The organism is Pantoea sp. GM01, from assembly GCF_000282675.1.
GTDB lineage: Bacteria > Pseudomonadota > Gammaproteobacteria > Enterobacterales > Enterobacteriaceae > Pantoea > Pantoea nemavictus.
Map to the genome: position 1 here is coordinate 44,150 of NZ_AKIU01000090.1, position 18,261 is coordinate 62,410.

18 protein-coding genes and 1 tRNA gene are annotated in these 18,261 nt (G+C 52.8%); 12 read left to right on the top strand and 7 right to left on the bottom strand.

Annotated features, from left to right (window positions below):
- Window positions 1-122 precede the first annotated feature (122 nt).
- From PMI17_RS23075 to PMI17_RS23085, 3 genes are all read left to right on the top strand, one after another.
- Window positions 123-217 (top strand) — tRNA-Sec (locus PMI17_RS23075).
- 124 nt (window positions 218-341) lie between these two features.
- Complete coding sequence (locus tag PMI17_RS23080; protein WP_007893458.1) at window positions 342-1,364, top strand: virulence RhuM family protein; 1,023 nt, start codon at window positions 342-344, stop codon at window positions 1,362-1,364.
- Window positions 1,365-1,723: 359 nt separating this feature from the next.
- Complete coding sequence (locus PMI17_RS23085) at window positions 1,724-2,164, top strand: GNAT family N-acetyltransferase (protein WP_007893459.1); 441 nt, start codon at window positions 1,724-1,726, stop codon at window positions 2,162-2,164.
- Window positions 2,165-2,167: 3 nt separating this feature from the next.
- Here the strand turns inward: PMI17_RS23085 and PMI17_RS23090 are convergent, their stop codons facing one another.
- Complete coding sequence (locus PMI17_RS23090; RefSeq protein ID WP_238541565.1) at window positions 2,168-3,136, bottom strand: alpha/beta hydrolase; 969 nt, start codon at window positions 3,134-3,136, stop codon at window positions 2,168-2,170.
- A 209-nt stretch (window positions 3,137-3,345) separates the two neighbouring features.
- On the opposite strand from PMI17_RS23090, the gene PMI17_RS23095 reads away from it, so the two are divergent.
- Both PMI17_RS23095 and PMI17_RS23100 read left to right on the top strand, forming a co-directional pair.
- A complete protein-coding gene (locus PMI17_RS23095) occupies window positions 3,346-4,479 on the top strand; it encodes an EpsG family protein (RefSeq protein WP_007893462.1) in 1,134 nt (377 codons plus the stop codon).
- Between the two features lie 239 nt (window positions 4,480-4,718).
- Window positions 4,719-5,756, top strand: coding sequence for an acyltransferase (locus PMI17_RS23100; protein ID WP_007893464.1), 1,038 nt, complete (start codon window positions 4,719-4,721; stop codon window positions 5,754-5,756).
- Between the two features lie 58 nt (window positions 5,757-5,814).
- On the opposite strand, the gene PMI17_RS23105 is transcribed toward PMI17_RS23100, so the two are convergent.
- Entirely contained in the window at window positions 5,815-6,807 is a 993-nt protein-coding gene (locus PMI17_RS23105) for a LacI family DNA-binding transcriptional regulator (protein ID WP_007893465.1), read from the bottom strand.
- 401 nt (window positions 6,808-7,208) lie between these two features.
- Between PMI17_RS23105 and PMI17_RS23110 the strand changes: the two genes are divergently transcribed.
- Window positions 7,209-8,672 carry a sugar porter family MFS transporter gene (locus PMI17_RS23110; RefSeq protein ID WP_007893467.1) on the top strand — a complete coding sequence of 488 codons (1,464 nt, stop codon included), beginning with the start codon at window positions 7,209-7,211 and terminating at the stop codon, window positions 8,670-8,672.
- 52 nt (window positions 8,673-8,724) lie between these two features.
- Here PMI17_RS23110 and PMI17_RS23115 read toward each other — a convergent pair whose 3' ends face one another.
- The 5 genes from PMI17_RS23115 to PMI17_RS23135 form a co-directional block, all read right to left on the bottom strand.
- Window positions 8,725-9,855: an ROK family protein gene (locus PMI17_RS23115; RefSeq protein ID WP_007893469.1), complete on the bottom strand. Its 1,131-nt coding sequence runs from the start codon at window positions 9,853-9,855 to the stop codon at window positions 8,725-8,727.
- Window positions 9,856-9,863: 8 nt separating this feature from the next.
- Window positions 9,864-10,604: a DNA replication protein DnaC gene (gene dnaC, locus PMI17_RS23120; RefSeq protein WP_007893471.1), complete on the bottom strand. Its 741-nt coding sequence runs from the start codon at window positions 10,602-10,604 to the stop codon at window positions 9,864-9,866.
- Window positions 10,604-11,140: a primosomal protein DnaT gene (gene dnaT, locus PMI17_RS23125; RefSeq protein ID WP_007893473.1), complete on the bottom strand. Its 537-nt coding sequence runs from the start codon at window positions 11,138-11,140 to the stop codon at window positions 10,604-10,606. The genes dnaC and dnaT overlap by 1 nt, the downstream gene beginning before the upstream one ends.
- Before the next feature lie 111 nt (window positions 11,141-11,251).
- Window positions 11,252-11,929 (bottom strand): hypothetical protein, encoded by a 678-nt coding sequence (locus tag PMI17_RS23130; RefSeq protein WP_007893476.1) that lies wholly within the window; start codon window positions 11,927-11,929, stop codon window positions 11,252-11,254.
- A gap of 73 nt (window positions 11,930-12,002) precedes the next feature.
- Window positions 12,003-12,698, bottom strand: a complete 696-nt coding sequence (locus tag PMI17_RS23135; protein ID WP_007893478.1) for a hypothetical protein — start codon at window positions 12,696-12,698, stop codon at window positions 12,003-12,005.
- 141 nt (window positions 12,699-12,839) lie between these two features.
- Between PMI17_RS23135 and PMI17_RS23140 the strand changes: the two genes are divergently transcribed.
- The 6 genes from PMI17_RS23140 (at window position 12,840) to PMI17_RS23165 (ending at window position 18,246) form a co-directional block, all read left to right on the top strand.
- The gene (locus PMI17_RS23140; protein ID WP_007893480.1) at window positions 12,840-13,400 is read left to right on the top strand and encodes a DNA-3-methyladenine glycosylase I; all 561 of its coding nucleotides are present in this window, start codon (window positions 12,840-12,842) and stop codon (window positions 13,398-13,400) included.
- A gap of 109 nt (window positions 13,401-13,509) precedes the next feature.
- The gene (locus PMI17_RS23145) at window positions 13,510-14,172 is read left to right on the top strand and encodes an OmpA family lipoprotein (RefSeq protein ID WP_007893482.1); all 663 of its coding nucleotides are present in this window, start codon (window positions 13,510-13,512) and stop codon (window positions 14,170-14,172) included.
- 159 nt (window positions 14,173-14,331) lie between these two features.
- Window positions 14,332-15,336 (top strand): LacI family DNA-binding transcriptional regulator, encoded by a 1,005-nt coding sequence (locus PMI17_RS23150; protein ID WP_007893483.1) that lies wholly within the window; start codon window positions 14,332-14,334, stop codon window positions 15,334-15,336.
- A 58-nt stretch (window positions 15,337-15,394) separates the two neighbouring features.
- The gene (locus PMI17_RS23155; RefSeq protein WP_007893484.1) at window positions 15,395-16,420 is read left to right on the top strand and encodes a LacI family DNA-binding transcriptional regulator; all 1,026 of its coding nucleotides are present in this window, start codon (window positions 15,395-15,397) and stop codon (window positions 16,418-16,420) included.
- 124 nt (window positions 16,421-16,544) lie between these two features.
- The gene (locus PMI17_RS23160; protein WP_007893485.1) at window positions 16,545-17,291 is read left to right on the top strand and encodes a sugar phosphate isomerase/epimerase; all 747 of its coding nucleotides are present in this window, start codon (window positions 16,545-16,547) and stop codon (window positions 17,289-17,291) included.
- A 10-nt stretch (window positions 17,292-17,301) separates the two neighbouring features.
- A complete protein-coding gene (locus PMI17_RS23165; protein ID WP_007893486.1) occupies window positions 17,302-18,246 on the top strand; it encodes a sugar kinase in 945 nt (314 codons plus the stop codon).
- The last annotated feature ends 15 nt before the right edge of the window (window positions 18,247-18,261 follow it).

Genomic DNA, 18,261 nt, shown 5'->3' on the forward strand with positions numbered 1-18,261 from the left:
TCGGTATTTAAGCATCCTGCTAAACCGCATGCGCCAAAGTCTCGGCAGGAACGTGCGTTCAAGCACAGGTGAGATCAAGATTTTGCTGTGGATTGCCGCTATACTCCTGCGGCATCTTCAAAGGAAGATCGTCGTCTCCGGTGAGGCGGCCGGATTTCAAATCCGGTTGGGGCCGCCAGCGGTCCCGGGCAGGTTCGACTCCTGTGATCTTCCGCCACTTCAGTTTTAGCCCGCACATTTTCTCGTTTGAGTGATCACCAATCCACTAATGAGCCTAACCTTCAGTCTCTGGCATATTACGCAATGAAGATCGATTTCAGTCCTATCAACGCGGAGGCGATATGTCAGAAGAGCACCCAACATCACCGGCTGGCGAGTTTGTCATGTTCGCCAGCGCAGATGGCAAAGTACGCGTTGAATGTCGCTTTGAAAATGAAACCTTGTGGCTTTCTCAGGCAATGTTGTGCGAACTCTATGACAAAGCCAAAGCAACCATCAGCGGACACATCAAGAACATATTTGAAGAGGATGAGTTGGTCGAAAGTTCAGTTGTTCGGTTTTACCGAACAACTGCCAATGACGGGAAAAACTACCAAGTCCAGTACTTTAGCCTGCCCATGGTTCATGCTATCGGTTATCGCGTCCGTTCGGTGCGCGGTACTCAGTTCCGCCAGTGGGCAACGCAAACCCTGCAAGAGTATTTGATCAAAGGTTTCGTGATGGATGACGAGCGGTTGAAAAATTCGTCCGTGGGTTCATCTGCTGTACCTGACTATTTCGATGAAATGCTGGAGCGTATTCGCGCCAATGAGCGTCGGATGTATTTACGCGTTCGCGAAATGTTTGCCTTAGCCGCTGACTATCAACCTTCTCTCAAAGAGACCACGCTATTTTTCCAAACTATCCAGAATAAATTGCACTTTGCTTGCACCGGCTATACCGCAGCCGAGCTGATTCATATGCGCGCAAACGCCAGCCAATCTCATATGGGTTTGACGAGTTTCCAAGGTGAAGAGGTGCGCAGATGCGATGTGACCGAGGCTAAAAATTCTCTGGTTAAGGATGAAGTGAGTGAACTCAATCGCGTGGTCACGATGTGCCTGGATTTTGCCGAAGACCAGGCGCGCCGTCGCCAGCACGTTTTCCTCCGCGATTGGCAGAGCAAACTTGATCAATTTCTGCAGTTTAACGATCGTGATGTGCTGCAAGGTGCGCGTTCAATCAGTAAGAAAATGGCCGATGAAAAAGCCCAGGCTGAATACGGTGAATTCGCTGAACAACAGCGTCGTTTGAAAGAGTCAGAAGGAGAAAAGAACATTGCCAGCCTGCTGCAATGGCAACCAAACACTAAAAAATCAAAATGATCACCGCGTTTAACCGAGTGGCTTGATCCGCATGCAGCCGTTGCGCTGCTCAACTCTACGCGCCAACGCTTTACTTCCCCACCCCTCTCCGTCACCTTGCTTCTTCTGCGAATAGTGGAGCCAGCCATGCTAATCCATCCAACCGATACCGTGACTTTTCGGGTAATCCGCGATAAAAAGCGCTGCACTCTTCAAACAGCGGGATCGTGAAAGTTTCACGCATCGCCACGCCGCCTGACAACTCTACAGCCAGTACAAGGTTTGATGACGGTGAAAGCGCCTTCTGGCATCTTCGCCACTTTAACGTTGTCGCTTGAGCATCTGAGTGCAAAGCCTATGAAAACAAAAGGGAGAAAAAGATGACAGGAATTTATCAGGCACAAGAGTGTGATTTTGAGGCGATAACTGCGGTGTGGGAGGCATCGGTGCTGGCAACGCATGATTTCTTACAGGAAGCCGATATTCGCGCGCTGCGGCCGCAGGTGCGCATGCACTATTTACCGATGGTCGAGCTGCGGGTTTACCGCGATGAACAGCACACCATTGTCGGCTTTCTCGGCGTAGCGGAAAACCGACTGGAGATGCTGTTTGTCGCGCCGCAGGCGTTTGGGCAGGGCATTGGGACGCAGTTGTTGCGTTATGCCACCCAACACCTTGGCGTCAACGAACTGGATGTGAATGAGCAAAACCCGCAGGCGTTAGGATTTTATCAGCGTCAGGGATTTGTCATTACGGGTCGCTCACCTCTTGATGGCCAGGGAAATCCCTTTCCCCTGCTGCACCTGCGTTACCAGCCGTGATCGCTATGGCTTGACCAGGCTTGCCTGCCAGTCGCTAAACAGCGTCGGCCAGTTTTTGGCGGGGATGTTCTGTTTCTGGCCAGTGCCGAAACCATGCCCGCCCTGCTGGAAGAGATGCATCTCCACATTCACTTTGTTTTTGCGCAGCGCTTCAAACATGCGTAGCGAGTTTTGTGGTGAGGCGGTGCCATCGTTTAGCGCCTGGGCGAGGAAAGTCGGCGGCGTACGGGAGGTGACGCGATCTTCCTGTGAGTTTTGCTCAATCACTTCAGGCGTGACATCTTTGCCGTACATCGCCGCGCGCGTCCCCACGTGGGTGACTCCCTCCTTGAGCGACACCACCGGATAGATCAGCGCGGTGAAATCCGGACGCGCTGAAACCTGGTCCTGCGCATTAGCCGCGGGATAGTTAGCTGCATCCGGATTATTACTGACGTTGGCCGCGAGGAAAGCTCCGGCAGAAAAGCCCATCACGCCAATTTGATTAGGCGCAATGCGATAATTAGCGGCATTACTACGAATCAGCCGCATTGCTCGCTGTACATCAGCAAAAGCGTTATTGCGATTAACCTCAGAACCGCCGTGCGGCATACGGTAAATAAGCACAAAAGAGGAATATCCCTTCTGGCTCAATATTTTTGCCACATCCAAACCTTCAAGATCTTTCATAATATAAGAAAAACCGCCACCGGGAATGATTAGCACCGCCGAATGATTATTCTTTCCGGTGGGGGGAACATAAATCATTTCTGGAGATTCGACATTTGTGACAGCGCGATTATTACTGGCTGGGTTTTTACTAAAATTAATAAATTTATTATTCCCTGACATTTCCTTTGGCCAGATAGGAATTTCCTTATTGGCAAACGATGCGGGAAGATAAAGCATAAAAAGCAGAACTGATAATCGTGGAAAATTCATTGCGCTGGCTCCAAATCCTGAGTAAAAACAGTGACAAAAAACAGTTCGCAACCACGGGCCGCGCACTTTGTTACATAACACTTACCCATGAGATATCGAAAATAAAACCGGGAGAAAAGATTTATCCTGGAACGTTAGCAAATAATATTACTTCGTGGCACCAATATAATACCGGACCAGTAAAAATTAGACTTTTCTCATGTTTACGTTACCAAGGCCATATGTTATAAGTAAATTTTAAACTATAAGAATATGTGACCATGGGAATTTACTGGATCATAAGTCTTAGCCTGAGTTTCGTCGCTATTGTCGAAACCATGTTAAGTAAAAATGAAAACACAGCACAAATCAGGACCTATCTTTATTTTGTCGCCGTTGTAGTACTTTTTACTTTCGGCGGTATTCGTGGCCTGGGAACCGGCCTGGATGACTTCCAGTATCGTGACTTCTTTGTTCAGTTTGTTGATAAAATTGTTATCGAAGGCTTTTGGCGCACCGTAGAGGAGTTCCGCTACGAACCCGCTATCTACGCCATTGCGGGCATCACCCGTCTGTTTACGGCGAATCCCGATATCTTCATCTTTGTCTTTGCCGTGATTTCGGTTGGCGTTAACGCCCACTATTTCCGCAAGCTCACACCGCTGCCGCTGGTAGCGCTGGCCGTGTATTCCGCACACTTATTTATCAACAAAGACATGAACCAGATTCGCTTCGGTTTATGTTCAGCCTTCCTGATGGGCTTTGTTTATCACATGTCCCGCCGCAGTAAATCCGGGATGTTTACCACTTTTATTCTTTCCTTTATTAGCCATGCGACCGCGATTGTTGCCATCCTTATTCCGCTGGCGATGATTGTTCGAAAAAATAAATACATTCCTATTTTTATCGTGCTGGCCAGCCTACCGCTTGCCTTTATGGGCAGTTCGGCGCTGATTGCCTTGCTCTCCAGCCATCTTGGCGGTTTAGGCGACAGGGCAATGGGCTATGCCAACCAGGATTCCACCCAGGATCAGGGGATTCTTACCCTCTCCAACCTGAAAAACATCGGCTTTGTGTTTATTTTTAGTTTTGTTCTGCTGAGCGACAAAATTAAGAACGTTGATGCTGAGAAGTTTAACACCTACTACATTCTGGTGATTACTTTCGCTATTGGTAGTGGTCTGAGGATGGCGCTGCAGGATTACGCTTCTGGTGGGCGTTTGGCAAACTATCTATTACAAGTTGAACCGGTACTGATCTCCCTGTGTATTTGGGAATGTAAAAAGTTAAAGAAAATCGCTGCCGTGGCAATTACGATATTAATGGTGTTGTATTACCTTTATTACAATACCGTTTCCAGCAAGCAGTCGATTACCGGTTATCAGGTTTCACAAAGCTTCAAAATTTTCCGCTAGATCCCGAAAACGCTAACTGATGACAGTTAGCGTTTCCACATTTATAAGATAAGACTTATAGACGCATGGCGAAATTCTGAATATTTTGCCTCTTTCTGGCATCAGTTGCATTTTGCTTTGTTTGAATCTCTAATAGGTAACATCTGTGCCAGCAGAGGTCGGAATATTCCTAACTATCTATTCACGCGAAGTCTTAATGACTTCACTGGCGCTTCGTCACTCAATGTAAGAATGCAGACATGAACGAAAAAAACAACTTTGACATAGTACGATTCTCTCTCGCCTTTATCGTCATGCTGGTGCATGCCGCCGAGGTGACACGGAATACTGACATTCGTTTTCTTGCTCATTTTCTAAATAGTGACTTTGCAGTAAAAGGGTTTTTCGCAATAAGTGGCTTTCTTATTGCGAAAAGTTACTTAAGAAGTAAATCGCTCAAATCCTATTTTATTAAACGCGCGCAACGAATTTTACCGGCGTATATATTCGTTATTATTCTGTGTTTTGTCATCGGTATGTGCCTGACCACGCTGCCACTGATGGATTTCCTGAAGAACAAAGAGACCATCAAGTATCTGATCGCTAACTTATCGTTCCTGAACTTCATTCAGGCTTCGTTACCGGGCGTGTTCACCAGTAATCCCAACCAGCCGATGGATGGCTCGCTGTGGACCATTAAGGCCGAACTGACGCTGTATGTGCTGCTGCCGTTTATCGTGCCGCTGATGAAGAAAAATCCGCTGAAAGTGTGGGGCGTGATTTTTGTTATCTCTTGCGCCTGGTTCTTCTACTTCACTTCGGTGTATACCGGCGCGAAAGCCGATACGCTGGCTAAACAATTTATCTCGCTGTCGTCTTATTTCTTCTTTGGCAGCCTGCTGGCGGTCCACCAACCTATTTTTGAGCGCCTGAAAGAGATTACGATTGTTTCGCTGGTGCTGTTCCTGCTGTTTAAGAGCACCGATTATGCGTTCATCATTGAGCCGGTGGCGTTCTCATCGGTGGTAATCCTGTTCTGCACCAATCTGTGCAAAGAGGTGAAGATCAGCCAATACGGTGATTTGTCATACGGTATGTATCTCTATCACTGGCCGATTATTCAGGTGCTGCAGCACTTTGGCGTGTACGATTCCAACGCCTTTGTCGGATTGTTGCTAACCATTGTGATTACGCTGGCGCTGGCTTACACCTCGTGGAATGTGCTGGAGAGTCGCTTCCTGAAGCGCGCGCATCATACGCCGCCACCGATTGTTCCAACCACCACAGCGCGCGACTGAGTTCGTCAGGCTGTAAAAAAACCCGCTTCCGGTGCAGCCTGAAGCGGGTTTTGTTTTTTCAGATGGTCGCGCCCATTGAGAGCCGATAGTGCAAATTCACCTGCTCAATAGTCGGCTGCTGATTAATCTTTTTCAGGATGATTTCCGTCGCCACCTTGCCCATCTCAAAACGTGGTGTGATCACGCTGGCTAGTCGGGGCGTCGTCGCCTGACCAATATCCAGCCCGTGGAAACCGGCAATCGCCATCGTCTGCGGCACGGCAATTCCTACTGCCTGACACTCCTGCAGCACGCCAACGGCCAAATCATCATTAGTGCACAAAATCGCGTCCATCTCTGGATAGAGCTGGCGCGCCAGCGTCATCATGCCGGTACCAATCGATACCGAAGAGACCTTATTCGGCACAATACGGCCGGCAGGCAAACCGGCCGCTTCCACCGCGTCGCGATAGCCGGCATAGCGCTGCTCGTCGCGACGATCGGACATTGAGCCAAAATAGATAACGCGCTGTTTGCCGCTGGCCAGCAGCATCGCCGTCATATCGTAGCCGGCGCGATAGTTATCGAAGCCAACGTTGATGCGGCCATTCGCTTCCGTTATTCCCATCACCTCAGCTACCGGAATATTCGCGGCATTAAGATACTTTTCCGCCCGCACGGTGTGTACCGATTCGGTCAGAATTAACCCTTTGATATTAAAAGCCAGCACCGTGGCGATCTGCTCCTCTTCACGCTGCGCATTGTAGTCGTAATTGACCACCAGCGTTTGATAGCCGTGCGCGCTGGTAACCGATTCGATTCCGGCCAGCAGATCGGCAAAGATTTGATTATTAAATGAAGGGATTAACACGCCGATACGCGGCGGATTTTGTTTGGTCGCTGCCACATTGTCGGTATCGGCGACGTAGCCGATCTCAGCGATTACGCTCGCGATTTTCTCCGCCGTTTCCGTTTTGACCTTTTCTGGCGTGCGTAAATAACGGCTTACCGTCATTTTGGTGACGCCCGCCAGAGTAGCAATATCGTCCAGAGTGATGCGCTGCGTTTTCATTACGGCGTCCGCAAAGAGGGGCTGAGAATCAACGTATTATGCCCGTTGATGGCTAAAAAATGAAACGCACCAATGCGGTCAGCCGGGTGAGATAAAAAGGAAAATTTTCGCACTCAACAGAATGAAAATTCTATTCTATCGCAAGTTTTGCAATCTCCTTACAAAGTGAGTTGATGAAAAACCTATCAATTCATTGAGCTATATAACTTCCCCTGACCAGTTAATCAGCATTTTTCGCAACCCCCTTCACACTTTTCGGAAAAAATGATCCAAAAACCATCATTTAGAACATATATTCCATAGCGAAGACCTTGCGTGCATAAAAGTTGAACATCGAAACCTACATAACACCTCTTTCTGAACACGTAATGTTCAGGCCGTAGAGACAAGGGGCTATAACAATGGATACCAGGCAAAAACGCTACAACATGAAGTATGTCATTCTCTGCTGTACCGTCGCGGCATTTGGCGGTCTGCTAATGGGTTATGACTCTTCCATTATCTCCGGGGCAATCGAACCCTTAAGTGAATATTTCCAGCTAACGCCTGCCGAAACAGGCTGGGCGGTTTCCAACATTCTGCTCGGCAGTTTGGTCGGCTGCTTTATGGCACCGCGCCTCAGCGACAAGCTGGGACGCAAAAAATCCCTCGCCATCACCGCTCTGCTGTTTACCCTTTCGGTGGTCGGCACGGCAATCGCCCATAACTTCACCGTCTTCGTCATCTTCCGCATGATCGGCGGCCTGGCGATTGGCCTGGCGTCGGTGATTTCGCCGATCTATCTGGCTGAGCTGTCGCCTTCTAAGTTTCGTGGCCGTACCACCGCGCTGTATGCCGTGTGCTGCGTCGGCGGTCAATCGGTGGTGTTGCTGACTAACTACTTCATCACCAAATCCACCTTGCCGGATGTGATGATCAACATGGGCTGGCGCTACATCCTCGCGACGGCGCTGGTGCCGTGTGCGCTGTTTATGTTGTTCATCGCCTTTATCCCAGAGTCACCGCGCTGGAACGTGCTGAAAGGCAAATATGATGAAGCGCTGGATACGCTGACCAAGATCTCAAACCGCGAGCATGCCGAGAGCGTGTTCAATGAAATCAAACATTCGTTTTCTGATAAAACCGCGCAGCAACACAAATCGCGTTTGCGTCTGGATAAGACCACCATTCCATTGCTGATTGTCGGTATCGGTTTAGCGGTAGGTAACCAGATTAGCGGCATCAACGTAATTCAGTACTTTGGGCCAACCTTGCTGAAAAACGTCGCGGGCAGCACCGATTCAGCGCTGCTGCAAACTTTCTGGCTGTCGATTTGTCAGTTTATCGGCGTACTGGTGGGCATGATGCTGATCGATAAAGTGGGTCGTCGTAAGCTACTGCTGCTGGGCGCCATCACCTCTTGCGTGTGCCTGACCTACTCCTTCATCGCCTTCTATTACCATTTACCGGGCATGCTGGCGGTGGTGGGCTTGTTCGCCTATATGATTTTCTTCGGTATGACGTGGGGCCAGATTGTGTGGACGGTGTTGGGCGAAGTGTTCCCGACTGAGATTCGTTCAATTTGCGTCGGGATTTCCATCTGTGCGATGTCGATGGCCAACTTTGTTATCAGCAGCACCTTCCCGATCATGAACAGCAGCCCGATGCTGCTGGATATGTTCCACGGTGGCTTCCCGCTGCTGCTGTTCGCCATCTTCTCGCTAGGAATGTACTTCTTTACCTTCCGCTATTTGCCAGAAACGGCGGGCGTGTCACTCGAGAAGATCCACGCTTTGGTACTGCGCAAATTTAACGTCGAAGCGGACCTGCCTGAGAGCACCGCAACCGGCAAGCCGAGCGAGTCGTTTGATATTCCAAGACATTAATTGTTAAGCATGCGGCAACAGACCTGAAGGGGCGCCATTTATGGCGCCCTTTTTAACTCAGGCGTTCGTACTGCTCAATCACCGCCAGCGCTAAGCCGTTAGCGGGATCGATACGCATTGGCAGGAAATGCAGCGCGGTGTGGGCGAAGGTAAAGGCCAGCGTTCCGGACTGCGCCGCCTGCTGCACCGCCTGCACAAATGCCGGCTGCGCATTCCACGGCCCATCAATAATAATGCTGGCCGGATTGACCAGCTGCATCACCTGGCTCAGCGCGGTGCCCAAATAGGTGCCCGCCTGCGTCATCACTTCCTGCAAAATTTCCGGCTCACTTTCACCGTTCTGCCAGCGCAGGCCGGGTTTGCGCTTAGCCAGCTGCTGCTGAATCGCCGGCTTGCTGACCAGCGTTTCCAGACAACCGAGACGTCCACAGCTGCAGCGCTCGCCGTTGGGCTGCACTGTAAGATGGCCGATTTCGCCCGCCGTCCAGCTGCTGCCGGTAAACACTTCACCCTGCTCCACCAGCGCACCGCCCAGCCCTTCTGAGATACGCAAATAGAAATGGCTTTGCGACTTGTCCAGTTCGAGCTGCTGTACCGAGAGCAGCGCTGCCGCTTTCACATTGTTCATAATGCGCAGCGGCAGCGGAATTTCGCGGCGCAGCAGGGTGATGACATCAACATCCTGCCAACCGAGATGGGCGGAGAAATGCACCCAGCCGCGCAGCGGATCGATGATACCGGGGAAGCCAATCGCGACGCCCAGTAATTCAGGATGCGCGGCGTGCAGGGTTTGACACACTTCCACCAGCTCATGCAGCAGATGTTCGGGATCGCGGGTTTCCGTACGCCAGGTTTGTTCGGCAATCACCTGCGAGAAATAGTCGCAGACGCGCCAGTGAATCGCCTGGCGCTCCACCATAATGCCCGCGCTTTTCAACTTTACTGCGCGCAGCGAAATTTCGATTTTGGGTCGACCGGCGGTGGCGACGCTCACCGGGCCAAGCTCATTGATCAGCCCCTGCTCGAGCAAATCATCGACAATCAACGAAACGGTGTTTTTGCTCAGTTCGAGCGCTAATGCCAGATCCTGGCGGGAGGTGATGCGGGTGGTACGCAGTTGCGTCATCACCCGCTTCAGGTTATTCAGGCGAAGTAATGCTGGACCTTTACCGGCTGCTTTCATAGCACCCCTCAATACTCGTCACCGCGCACACGGCTGCGATAACTTTCCCAGTCAAAGCGCACCCATAAACTGTTGCCGAGGCGCATACGGTCCATCACACGTTCACCCAGCAGCGAATTCATCCCGGCGGGATCGAGGTTCGATAACATGCCGGTTGGGCGTTTCGACGATGAGCGGCGATCGACAATCTGATTAATGATCACTTTTTCATAGCGCGATTCACTCTGCATGCCGATCTCATCGATCACCAGCAGATCGACATGGCTAAGATCGTGCAGCAGACGCTCTTCGGTTAAATCGCTGCCGCCGCTGAACGTGCCTTTCATGCTCGACATCAAATCCGCCACGGTAACAATCAGCACGCTTTTGCCGCGAATAATCAGATCGTTACCAATCGCCGCCGCCAGGTGGTTTTTTCCGGTGCCGGGACGACCGGAAAAAACAAAGCTGGAGATGCTATTTTCAAATCCGGCGGCATATTCGCGCGCCATAGCCAGCGCTTTGCGCTGCCCATCATTTTCCACGCGATAGTTGTCGAACGAGCAGTTCATGTGCAGCTCACGAATGCCAGAGCGCCCCATAATGCGCTGCATTTTCATCGCGCGGTTTTCACGCACAATCGCCTCCGAGCGCAAGCGGCCCTGCTCCTGATTCCAGGCCAGCAGCTCCGCGCCGTTTTTGAATTTCGGCTGCACTTCGGACGGCATCATTTTTTTCAGGCGGCTAAAGAGATCGTTCGGCGTTTTCATTACTCACCTCGGAATCCATCGGGAATATCATAATCAGTATTACTGATTTGCGTGAGATCGCGCTTTGGCTGTCCACCATTGGCGGCGCGATTCATCTGCACGCTGCGTGCTAACTTCTGCTGCCACTGCACGTGATGGAACAAACGGCCTTCCGCCTGCCAGTAAGCGATAAACGTCGCCAGCTCAGCAGCGGTAACAGGTTCACTCAGCGCCACACCCCAGATGGCTGCCTGACGCTGAAAATCGCTATCCGGTTGCCAGCCTTCATACATCGCGAACTTGCCAACCGGCGTGGCGATGGGCGCGCTATCCGTTTGAAACAGACTTTCATCCAGCGTGACATCATTAGGCTGCTGCGCGGCGGATTCCAGCGCCAGCAGCTGCGCCAGACGTTGTGGCGTCAGCGCATAAAACGCCGGTGCATTGTTATGCAGCACCGCCAGCGTGCCGTTATCGGCCTGCTGCAGCACCGCGAGCGGGTCATGGCAAAAGCCATCCAGCCCCACCAACGTTGAAGATAAGATTTTGACTGACATGAAGAAACCTGACGTTAACCAGCATGATGCGTCGGGCGGCATATTCAGCCCGACGTTATGCGGTAAGTGTACCTGTTTTAGGGCAAGGGATCGCCAAAAAGGTCGCAGGTATTAGCGTGATGCAGACAGCGGTTCAGCGTGTTTCACATGGCGTGAAACCTGCTGTGCCTGAACCGAGACAGGCTGTGGTCGGGTTTGCCACAAATAGCGTGCAGAGGCGATCAGGCACAGGCTGTAGCCGAACATCTCGCTGCCCTCTTCCGCCATGTTTTTCACCACGCGGTTATAACCGTCCATCATCAGATGTTCCCACAGCTGATGCATGCCAAATAAGCGCGAAAACACCAGCACAGCCAGTAATCCTGCGGCCATCATCTGCCAGCTGCGATGCTGAACCAGCGATGCCAGACCGGGCAGAATCTGACGCGGCTGGCGCAATGCCATGGCCAGACTGGCAGCCGTTGTCGCCAGCGCAAACCACAGCCAGGATCCGTGTCTGATGAAATCGAACAGGAAGTCCATCTCGCGAATCAGCATACAGCTATAAAAACCGCCGACCAGGATCAGCACGCTGCGCTGCTGCGGCCGTTGCCAGGCGCAGAGGAAATAGCAGGACGCGATCAGCAGCAGCATTACCTCCTGCGTGATTTCGGTGAAAGAGGTTTCGTGCAGTGCATCGTTCATCCAGTTGACGTCGATATAGACCATCGCCATACAGAAAACCAGCACCAATCCACTGATGATAAATGCCGTAATTTCACGGCTAATAAGAATAATATTGTTGCGCATATTGTGACCAAAGTAATGATTAGCGCGCTTAGTATATTGACCTCACTTTTTAACACTTCTCTTTTTATGCCGATTAGAAGCTGGCGCTGACGCCAAGGCTATAAATAAACTGCTCGCCGTTACTGACCGCACCGGTTTGCGCGAACGACGCGAAGGCGGCCATATTTTGCCCCAGCGGCAGATTGGCACCGACGCTGACATCCACCCAATTGTTGTCACGACCGTTGATATCCTCTGCACGCTCGCGGCTGGGTGATGGGAATTCTTCATTCACCAGATGGCTATAACTCACCTGCGCCCACGGCGATATCCAGCCCAGGCTGGAATCCACGCGCCAGCCTAATGACGCAATATGCTCGGCATTATTGCTATCAACCCGTTCACATTTAGGACAGCTCAACGTTGAATCATCCACCGCGAACTGTGCCACTGGCCCGGTGCTTACCGCTGCACTCATCGGCATCGACCAACCGGCCGAGTAGCGATTTACAAACGGCGCGGCCCCAACGCTGGCGCTTTCGCTGTGCATCACTATGGCATTATCGTTGGGCGAATTAAGGGCCGCATCAAACAAATTGGCATCCGCGTTTTCTGTCAACATCAGATGATTACTGGAAATCTTTTCGGCAAGTATCGCATTGTAATCTGGCGCACTATTCTGGCCTGACTGATCAAAGGCATAGGCATTCCCGGCCAGAAAAAATAGCCACAAACCGCCAAAAGCCAGCGCAATTTTGTGCTGGCCTGTCCGCTGACTTTTCTGCAACATGAAAGACTCCTGACGAGCCGGGAAGAGATTGGGCGTTATCTTTTTATGAGATCTTTATCGACACTATTTGTTTAACTATTAATCGATTTTGTAAAACGTCAAGGGAACTACCACTTTTTCATCTGCTAAGGGAGTGAAGCAATGCAACGTTGTGGCTGGGTAACTCAGGATCCGCTCTACCTCGCGTACCACGATAAAGAGTGGGGCGTACCGCAAACCGATAAGCGAGTCTTATTCGAAATGGTCTGCCTCGAAGGCCAGCAGGCTGGGCTTTCATGGATTACGGTGCTTAAAAAGCGCGAAAATTACCGCCGCGCTTTCCATGAATTTGATGCGAATGCTGTGGCCCTGATGGATGAAGACGATATGGCGCGCCTGATGCAGGATGCCGGCCTGATCCGCCATCGTGGCAAGCTGGAAGCCATCATCAACAATGCGCGCGCATTATTAGCACTGGAAGCGAGCGGAGAGGACTTTTCCCGCTTTATCTGGTCATTTGTCGACAACACGCCGATTTTGCATCATTACGCCGATTATAAACTGGCGCCCACCACCTCCGAGCCTGCGATTGCGCTGTCGAAGGCGCTGAAGAAGCGTGGTTTTAAATTCGTCGGTCCCACAACCTGCCACTCATTTCTACAGGCTTGCGGCTTGATTAACGATCATCAAACCAGTTGTTTCTGCCATCCCAATAATCTTTAACGCAAAAGTTTACAAATTAAGACTGACCCTCACGCATTTCCCCATAATTGAACGGCATAATAGTGCCGTTTTGGGGCTTTTCCCCGTGCGAATCTTTGAGGGACTTTGTATGAATAAGCGTATTTTGGCGCTGACCTTGTTATTAAGCGGCAGCGTCGCGCTGTCGGGCTGTACCACTAACCCTTATACCGGTGAATCTCAGGCTGGAAAATCGGGCATCGGCGCCGGTTTGGGTGCGATGCTGGGCGCAGGGGTTGGCGTGCTGTCGTCATCGAAGAAAGATCGCGGCAAAGGCGCGCTGATTGGCGCGGCATCCGGCGCAGCGCTGGGCGGCGGTGCAGGTTATTACATGGACGTGCAGGAAGCGAAGCTGCGCGACAAAATGCGCGGTACCGGCGTTAGCGTCACGCGTCAGGGCGATAACATCGTGCTCAACATGCCGAATAACGTCACCTTTGACTCTAACAGCAGCAATCTGAAACCGGCGGGAGCCAATACGCTGACCGGCGTGGCGATGGTACTGAAAGAGTATCCAAAAACCGCGGTGAACGTGGTCGGCTATACCGACAGCACCGGCACCCGTGCGTTAAATATGCGTCTGTCACAGCAGCGTGCTGACAGCGTTGCCAGCGGCCTGATTCTGCAAGGCGTGGCGCAGAACCGTCTGCGTACCCAGGGTTTAGGCCCGGACAATCCGGTTGCCAGCAACAGCACCGAAGACGGTAAAGCGCAAAACCGTCGCGTTGAGATCACCCTCAGCCCACTGGGCTAAGAGTAAAGAGCCGATCTGCCACAACAGATCGGCTTTTATCGCACTTTTACGCTACTTTTAGCGCCATCTTTGTCAGAAAAAGCTAAAAAATTCGCAACAGATAGAGCCGCCTTTTCCTTTATGCTAGCGTGATCAAAAATTGATCAACGGAACGCTATCATGTCACTGAAAGCCATCGCCGCTACCCTTGGCCTCTCTGTTACCACCGTGAGCCGGGCGCTAAATGGCTATGACGATGTCGCCGCCGCCACCCGCAAACGCATTGAAGAGGAAGCGCATTCGCGCGGTTATCGCCCCAACGATGCCGCTCGTCGCCTGAAAACCGGACGCGCCAATGCGGTCGGTTTGGTGTTTCCCATCAGCCATGCTTCGCTCAATGACAGCTACTACAGCCAAATGCTGCTGACGCTGGATCAACGCCTCGCTCAGCACGATATTGATTTGCTGCTGCTGCCCGCTAAATCGCCCGATCAACACCGTAAGCTGATGCGTATGATGCGCAGCGGCGCGATGGATGCACTGATTTTGACCCATACCCTGCCGCAGGATGCGCGCCTGCAACGCTTGCAGCAGAAGGGTTTTCGCTTTTTGACGCTGGGACGCAGCGAACTGCCACAGCCTTATGCGTGGATTGATTACGATAATCATGCCGGTACCTTTCTGGCGGCAGAACACTGCTTGCAACAAGGCTTGCCGCGCCTCGCCTATCTTGGCAGTAATGAGTTCTCAACCTTCACCCTCGATCGCCGCCAGGGGTTTATTGATGCGCTGATCCAGCACCAGGCGCCGGTCGATCAATCATTGATGGCAGCGTTGCCCGCCACGCGCCGCTCCGGCTATCAGCAAACCAATGCCTGGCTGGCACAAGGTGATGCGCCGCAGGCGATCATTACCGATTGCAGTACGCTGGGTGAAGGTGCCGCAATTGCCCTGCAGCAAGCCGCCCGTTTGAAGGGCGCGCAGGCTATTCCGCTGTATGTCTATGATGGCCTACCGCCAGACTCGATTATCGATCAGCCAGTTAATGCCATTCTGCAGCTCTCACAGCAGCGCATCGGTGAGCGCATTGCGGAAATGGTGTTACAACTGCTGGATGATAAGCCACTTAACCAACTTCAGACGCTGTGGCAGCCGGTGCTGCGCCTCACTTCTGACGCGCAATGATTGCGCCAGGCCCGAGCTGTGTTAGTCTTCGCCTGTTTCTTTCCAGCAGGTGTAAGCAATGAAAACCAGGCCGCCACGAGCCACAATCAGTGACGTTGCCCGTACGGCAAAAACCGGTAAAACCAGCGTTTCCCGCTATCTGAATGGCGAAGTGAATCTACTCTCGCCCGATCTCAAAGCCCGAATCGAACAAGCCATCGCCGAACTCAATTATCGTCCCAGCCAGATGGCGCGCGGTCTGAAACGTGGCCGCACGCGTTTGATTGGCCTGATTATTGCCGATATCACCAATCCCTACTCGGTTGACGTGCTGAGCGGCATTGAAGCGGCCTGCCGTGCGCAGGGCTTTACGCTGCTGATGTGTAACACCAACAATGAAGTCGATCTCGAACAGCACTATCTGCAATTGCTGAGCAGCTATCAGGTTGAAGGCATTGTGGTGAACGCCGTTGGCATGCATGAAGAGGTGCTGAATCGGCTGCAACAGTCGATGCTGCCGATGGTGTTGATCGACCGTAAAATCCCCGATTTCGCCTGCGATGTGGTTGGCCTCAACAACCTTGAAGCCTCAAACATTGTCACCCAGCATCTGCTGGATAATGGCTATCAGGCGCTGCTGTTTGTCAGCGAGCCGCTGGGCAGCGTCAACACGCGGCGCGAACGTCTGCGCGCCTTCTATGCCACGGTGCAAAACGCACCGCAGGTCGTGGCCGAGAATGCCGAAGTGGCGCTGCACCAACCCGCAGCGCTGGAACAGTTGCTGCTTGATTTCCATCAACGCCACCCGGGCAAACGCGCTGCGGTGATTGCCGCCAACGGCGCGCTGACGTTGCAGGTGGCGCGTGCCTTACAGCGCCTTGGCCTGCGCTGGGGCGAATCCATCGGCCTGCTCGGTTTCGATGAGCTGGAGTGGGCCGCGCTGGCGGGCGTCGGCATCACCACCCTGAAGCAGCCCACCTGGCAGATTGGCTATGCCGCGCTGGAGCAGGTCATCGCGCGCATTGAAGGCAGCGAACAAATCATCAGCGAGCAGCTGTTCTCCGGCGAATTGATCGTGCGCGGCTCCACCCAGCCGCTGCGCTAAGCCTCTTTCTTTGGCTCACTTCGTGAGCCTGATCATAATTCCGCGGTCTGCACCTTTCCTTTGGAACCGGTTCCATTTAGCTTTTTTATAACGAATGGGATGTGGTCTTGCCCGGAGAAAAGTGATGAAACCAGAAATTATTGTTGTAACTGCCGCATACGGCGCGCAGAAAGTGGCGGAGCTGGGTGGCCAGGCTGCACTGCTGCCGCTGATTAAACAGGCGGGTGCGGATGGCGTGGAAATTCGCCGCGAGCTGTTCAGTGAAAATGAGCTCTGCCTGCTGCATGCGCTGGGCAATGCGATTTCCCAGCATCAGCTGAGCGCCAGCTATTCCGTGCCGGAAGCGCTGTGGTTGGATGATGGCGCACTGAATCCGCGTCTGGCGCAGTTCCTGCAGGAAGCTGAACACATCGGAGCCAAACGGCTGAAGCTGGCGCTGGGGCATTTTGTTGAACTGGATACCAGCCCGCTGCTCGAGGTGTTGAACACGTCAAACGTCACGCTGGTGGTGGAAAACGATCAAACGCCGGACAGCAAACTGGCACCGATGCTGCGCTTCTTCCATCAAGCCTGCGATGCCGCGCTGCCGCTGGATATGACCTTCGATATGGGTAACTGGCAGTGGACCGGCGAAGACGGTTTACAGGCCGCCGCTCAGCTCAGCCGCTACGTCAGCTATATTCACGTTAAAACTGCAGTGCCGCACGGCAACACTTTCCGCGCTATCGCGCTGGATCAGGCCGACGAGAGCTGGCGTTCGCTACTCAAGGCGCTGCCCGTCGATGCGCCACGCGGTATCGAATTCCCACTGGAAGGCGCCGATTTGCTGGCGGTCACTCGCCATTACGTTGACCTGCTGCGTGCAGCGTAAGGAGCCGAAAATGACGCAAAAAACGCTGGATGTGGTGACGATTGGTGAAGCGATGGCGATGTTTATCGCCCAGCAAACCGGCGATCTCGCCGCGGCTGAAGGTTTCGTCAAGCGCATTGCCGGTGCCGAGCTCAACGTGGCGATTGGCCTGGCGCGTCTCGGCTTGAATGTAGGTTGGGTCAGCCGCGTCGGTGACGACAGCTTTGGCCGCTTCACGCTACAACAGCTGGAAAAAGAGGGTGTCGATCACCGCGGTGTGACCACCGATGCCCAATATCGCACCGGCTTCCAGCTCAAATCACGCGTTGATGACGGCTCCGATCCAGAAGTGGAGTATTTCCGTAAAGGCTCAGCCGCCAGCCACTTGTCGCCGGCCGACTTTAACGACGATTACTTTGGCAGCGCGCGCCACCTGCATCTGAGCGGCGTGGCGGCAGCGATCTCTGACAGCTCGCTGCAACTGGCACAGCACGCGGCGAAAGAGATGCGCGCGCGTGGCAAAACCATCTCCTTTGATCCCAATCTGCGCCCAGTGCTGTGGCGCAGCGAAGAGGAGATGCGTAAACAGCTGAATCATTTAGCGGAATATGCCGACTGGGTGCTGCCTGGTGAGAAAGAGGGTTTGATTCTCACCGGCTATCGTCAGCCAGAAGCGATTGCCGATTTCTACCTCGATAAGGGGGTGAAAGCGGTGGTGATTAAAACCGGCGGCGATGGCGCCTGGTACAAAACCGCCGACGGTGAGCAGGGCCAGGTGGCGCCGATTCATGTGGCAAACGTGGTCGATACCGTGGGTGCGGGCGATGGCTTTGCCGTTGGTCTTATCAGCGCCCTGCTGGAAGGAAAAACGCTGCCGCAGGCGATTCTGCGCGGCAACAAAATCGGTTCGCTGGCGATTCAGGTTGCCGGCGACAGCGAAGGACTGCCTACGCGCGCGGCGCTGGGCGATTACTAATAACTGCACAATCCC

Bases quoted from the DNA above. Each gene is read 5' to 3' on its own strand.
- PMI17_RS23110 (WP_007893467.1), top strand. From the start codon at position 7,209: ATGGATACCAGGCAAAAACGCTACAACATGAAGTATGTCATTCTCTGC.
- PMI17_RS23140 (WP_007893480.1), top strand. From the start codon at position 12,840: ATGCAACGTTGTGGCTGGGTAACTCAGGATCCGCTCTACCTCGCGTAC.
- PMI17_RS23095 (WP_007893462.1), top strand. From the start codon at position 3,346: ATGGGAATTTACTGGATCATAAGTCTTAGCCTGAGTTTCGTCGCTATT.
- PMI17_RS23080 (WP_007893458.1), top strand. From the start codon at position 342: ATGTCAGAAGAGCACCCAACATCACCGGCTGGCGAGTTTGTCATGTTC.
- PMI17_RS23150 (WP_007893483.1), top strand. From the start codon at position 14,332: ATGTCACTGAAAGCCATCGCCGCTACCCTTGGCCTCTCTGTTACCACC.
- PMI17_RS23100 (WP_007893464.1), top strand. From the start codon at position 4,719: ATGAACGAAAAAAACAACTTTGACATAGTACGATTCTCTCTCGCCTTT.
- PMI17_RS23160 (WP_007893485.1), top strand. From the start codon at position 16,545: ATGAAACCAGAAATTATTGTTGTAACTGCCGCATACGGCGCGCAGAAA.
- PMI17_RS23085 (WP_007893459.1), top strand. From the start codon at position 1,724: ATGACAGGAATTTATCAGGCACAAGAGTGTGATTTTGAGGCGATAACT.
- PMI17_RS23155 (WP_007893484.1), top strand. From the start codon at position 15,395: ATGAAAACCAGGCCGCCACGAGCCACAATCAGTGACGTTGCCCGTACG.
- PMI17_RS23135 (WP_007893478.1), bottom strand. From the start codon at position 12,698: ATGTTGCAGAAAAGTCAGCGGACAGGCCAGCACAAAATTGCGCTGGCT.
- dnaC (WP_007893471.1), bottom strand. From the start codon at position 10,604: ATGAAAACGCCGAACGATCTCTTTAGCCGCCTGAAAAAAATGATGCCG.
- PMI17_RS23165 (WP_007893486.1), top strand. From the start codon at position 17,302: ATGACGCAAAAAACGCTGGATGTGGTGACGATTGGTGAAGCGATGGCG.
- PMI17_RS23105 (WP_007893465.1), bottom strand. From the start codon at position 6,807: ATGAAAACGCAGCGCATCACTCTGGACGATATTGCTACTCTGGCGGGC.
- PMI17_RS23115 (WP_007893469.1), bottom strand. From the start codon at position 9,855: ATGAAAGCAGCCGGTAAAGGTCCAGCATTACTTCGCCTGAATAACCTG.
- PMI17_RS23130 (WP_007893476.1), bottom strand. From the start codon at position 11,929: ATGCGCAACAATATTATTCTTATTAGCCGTGAAATTACGGCATTTATC.
- PMI17_RS23145 (WP_007893482.1), top strand. From the start codon at position 13,510: ATGAATAAGCGTATTTTGGCGCTGACCTTGTTATTAAGCGGCAGCGTC.
- dnaT (WP_007893473.1), bottom strand. From the start codon at position 11,140: ATGTCAGTCAAAATCTTATCTTCAACGTTGGTGGGGCTGGATGGCTTT.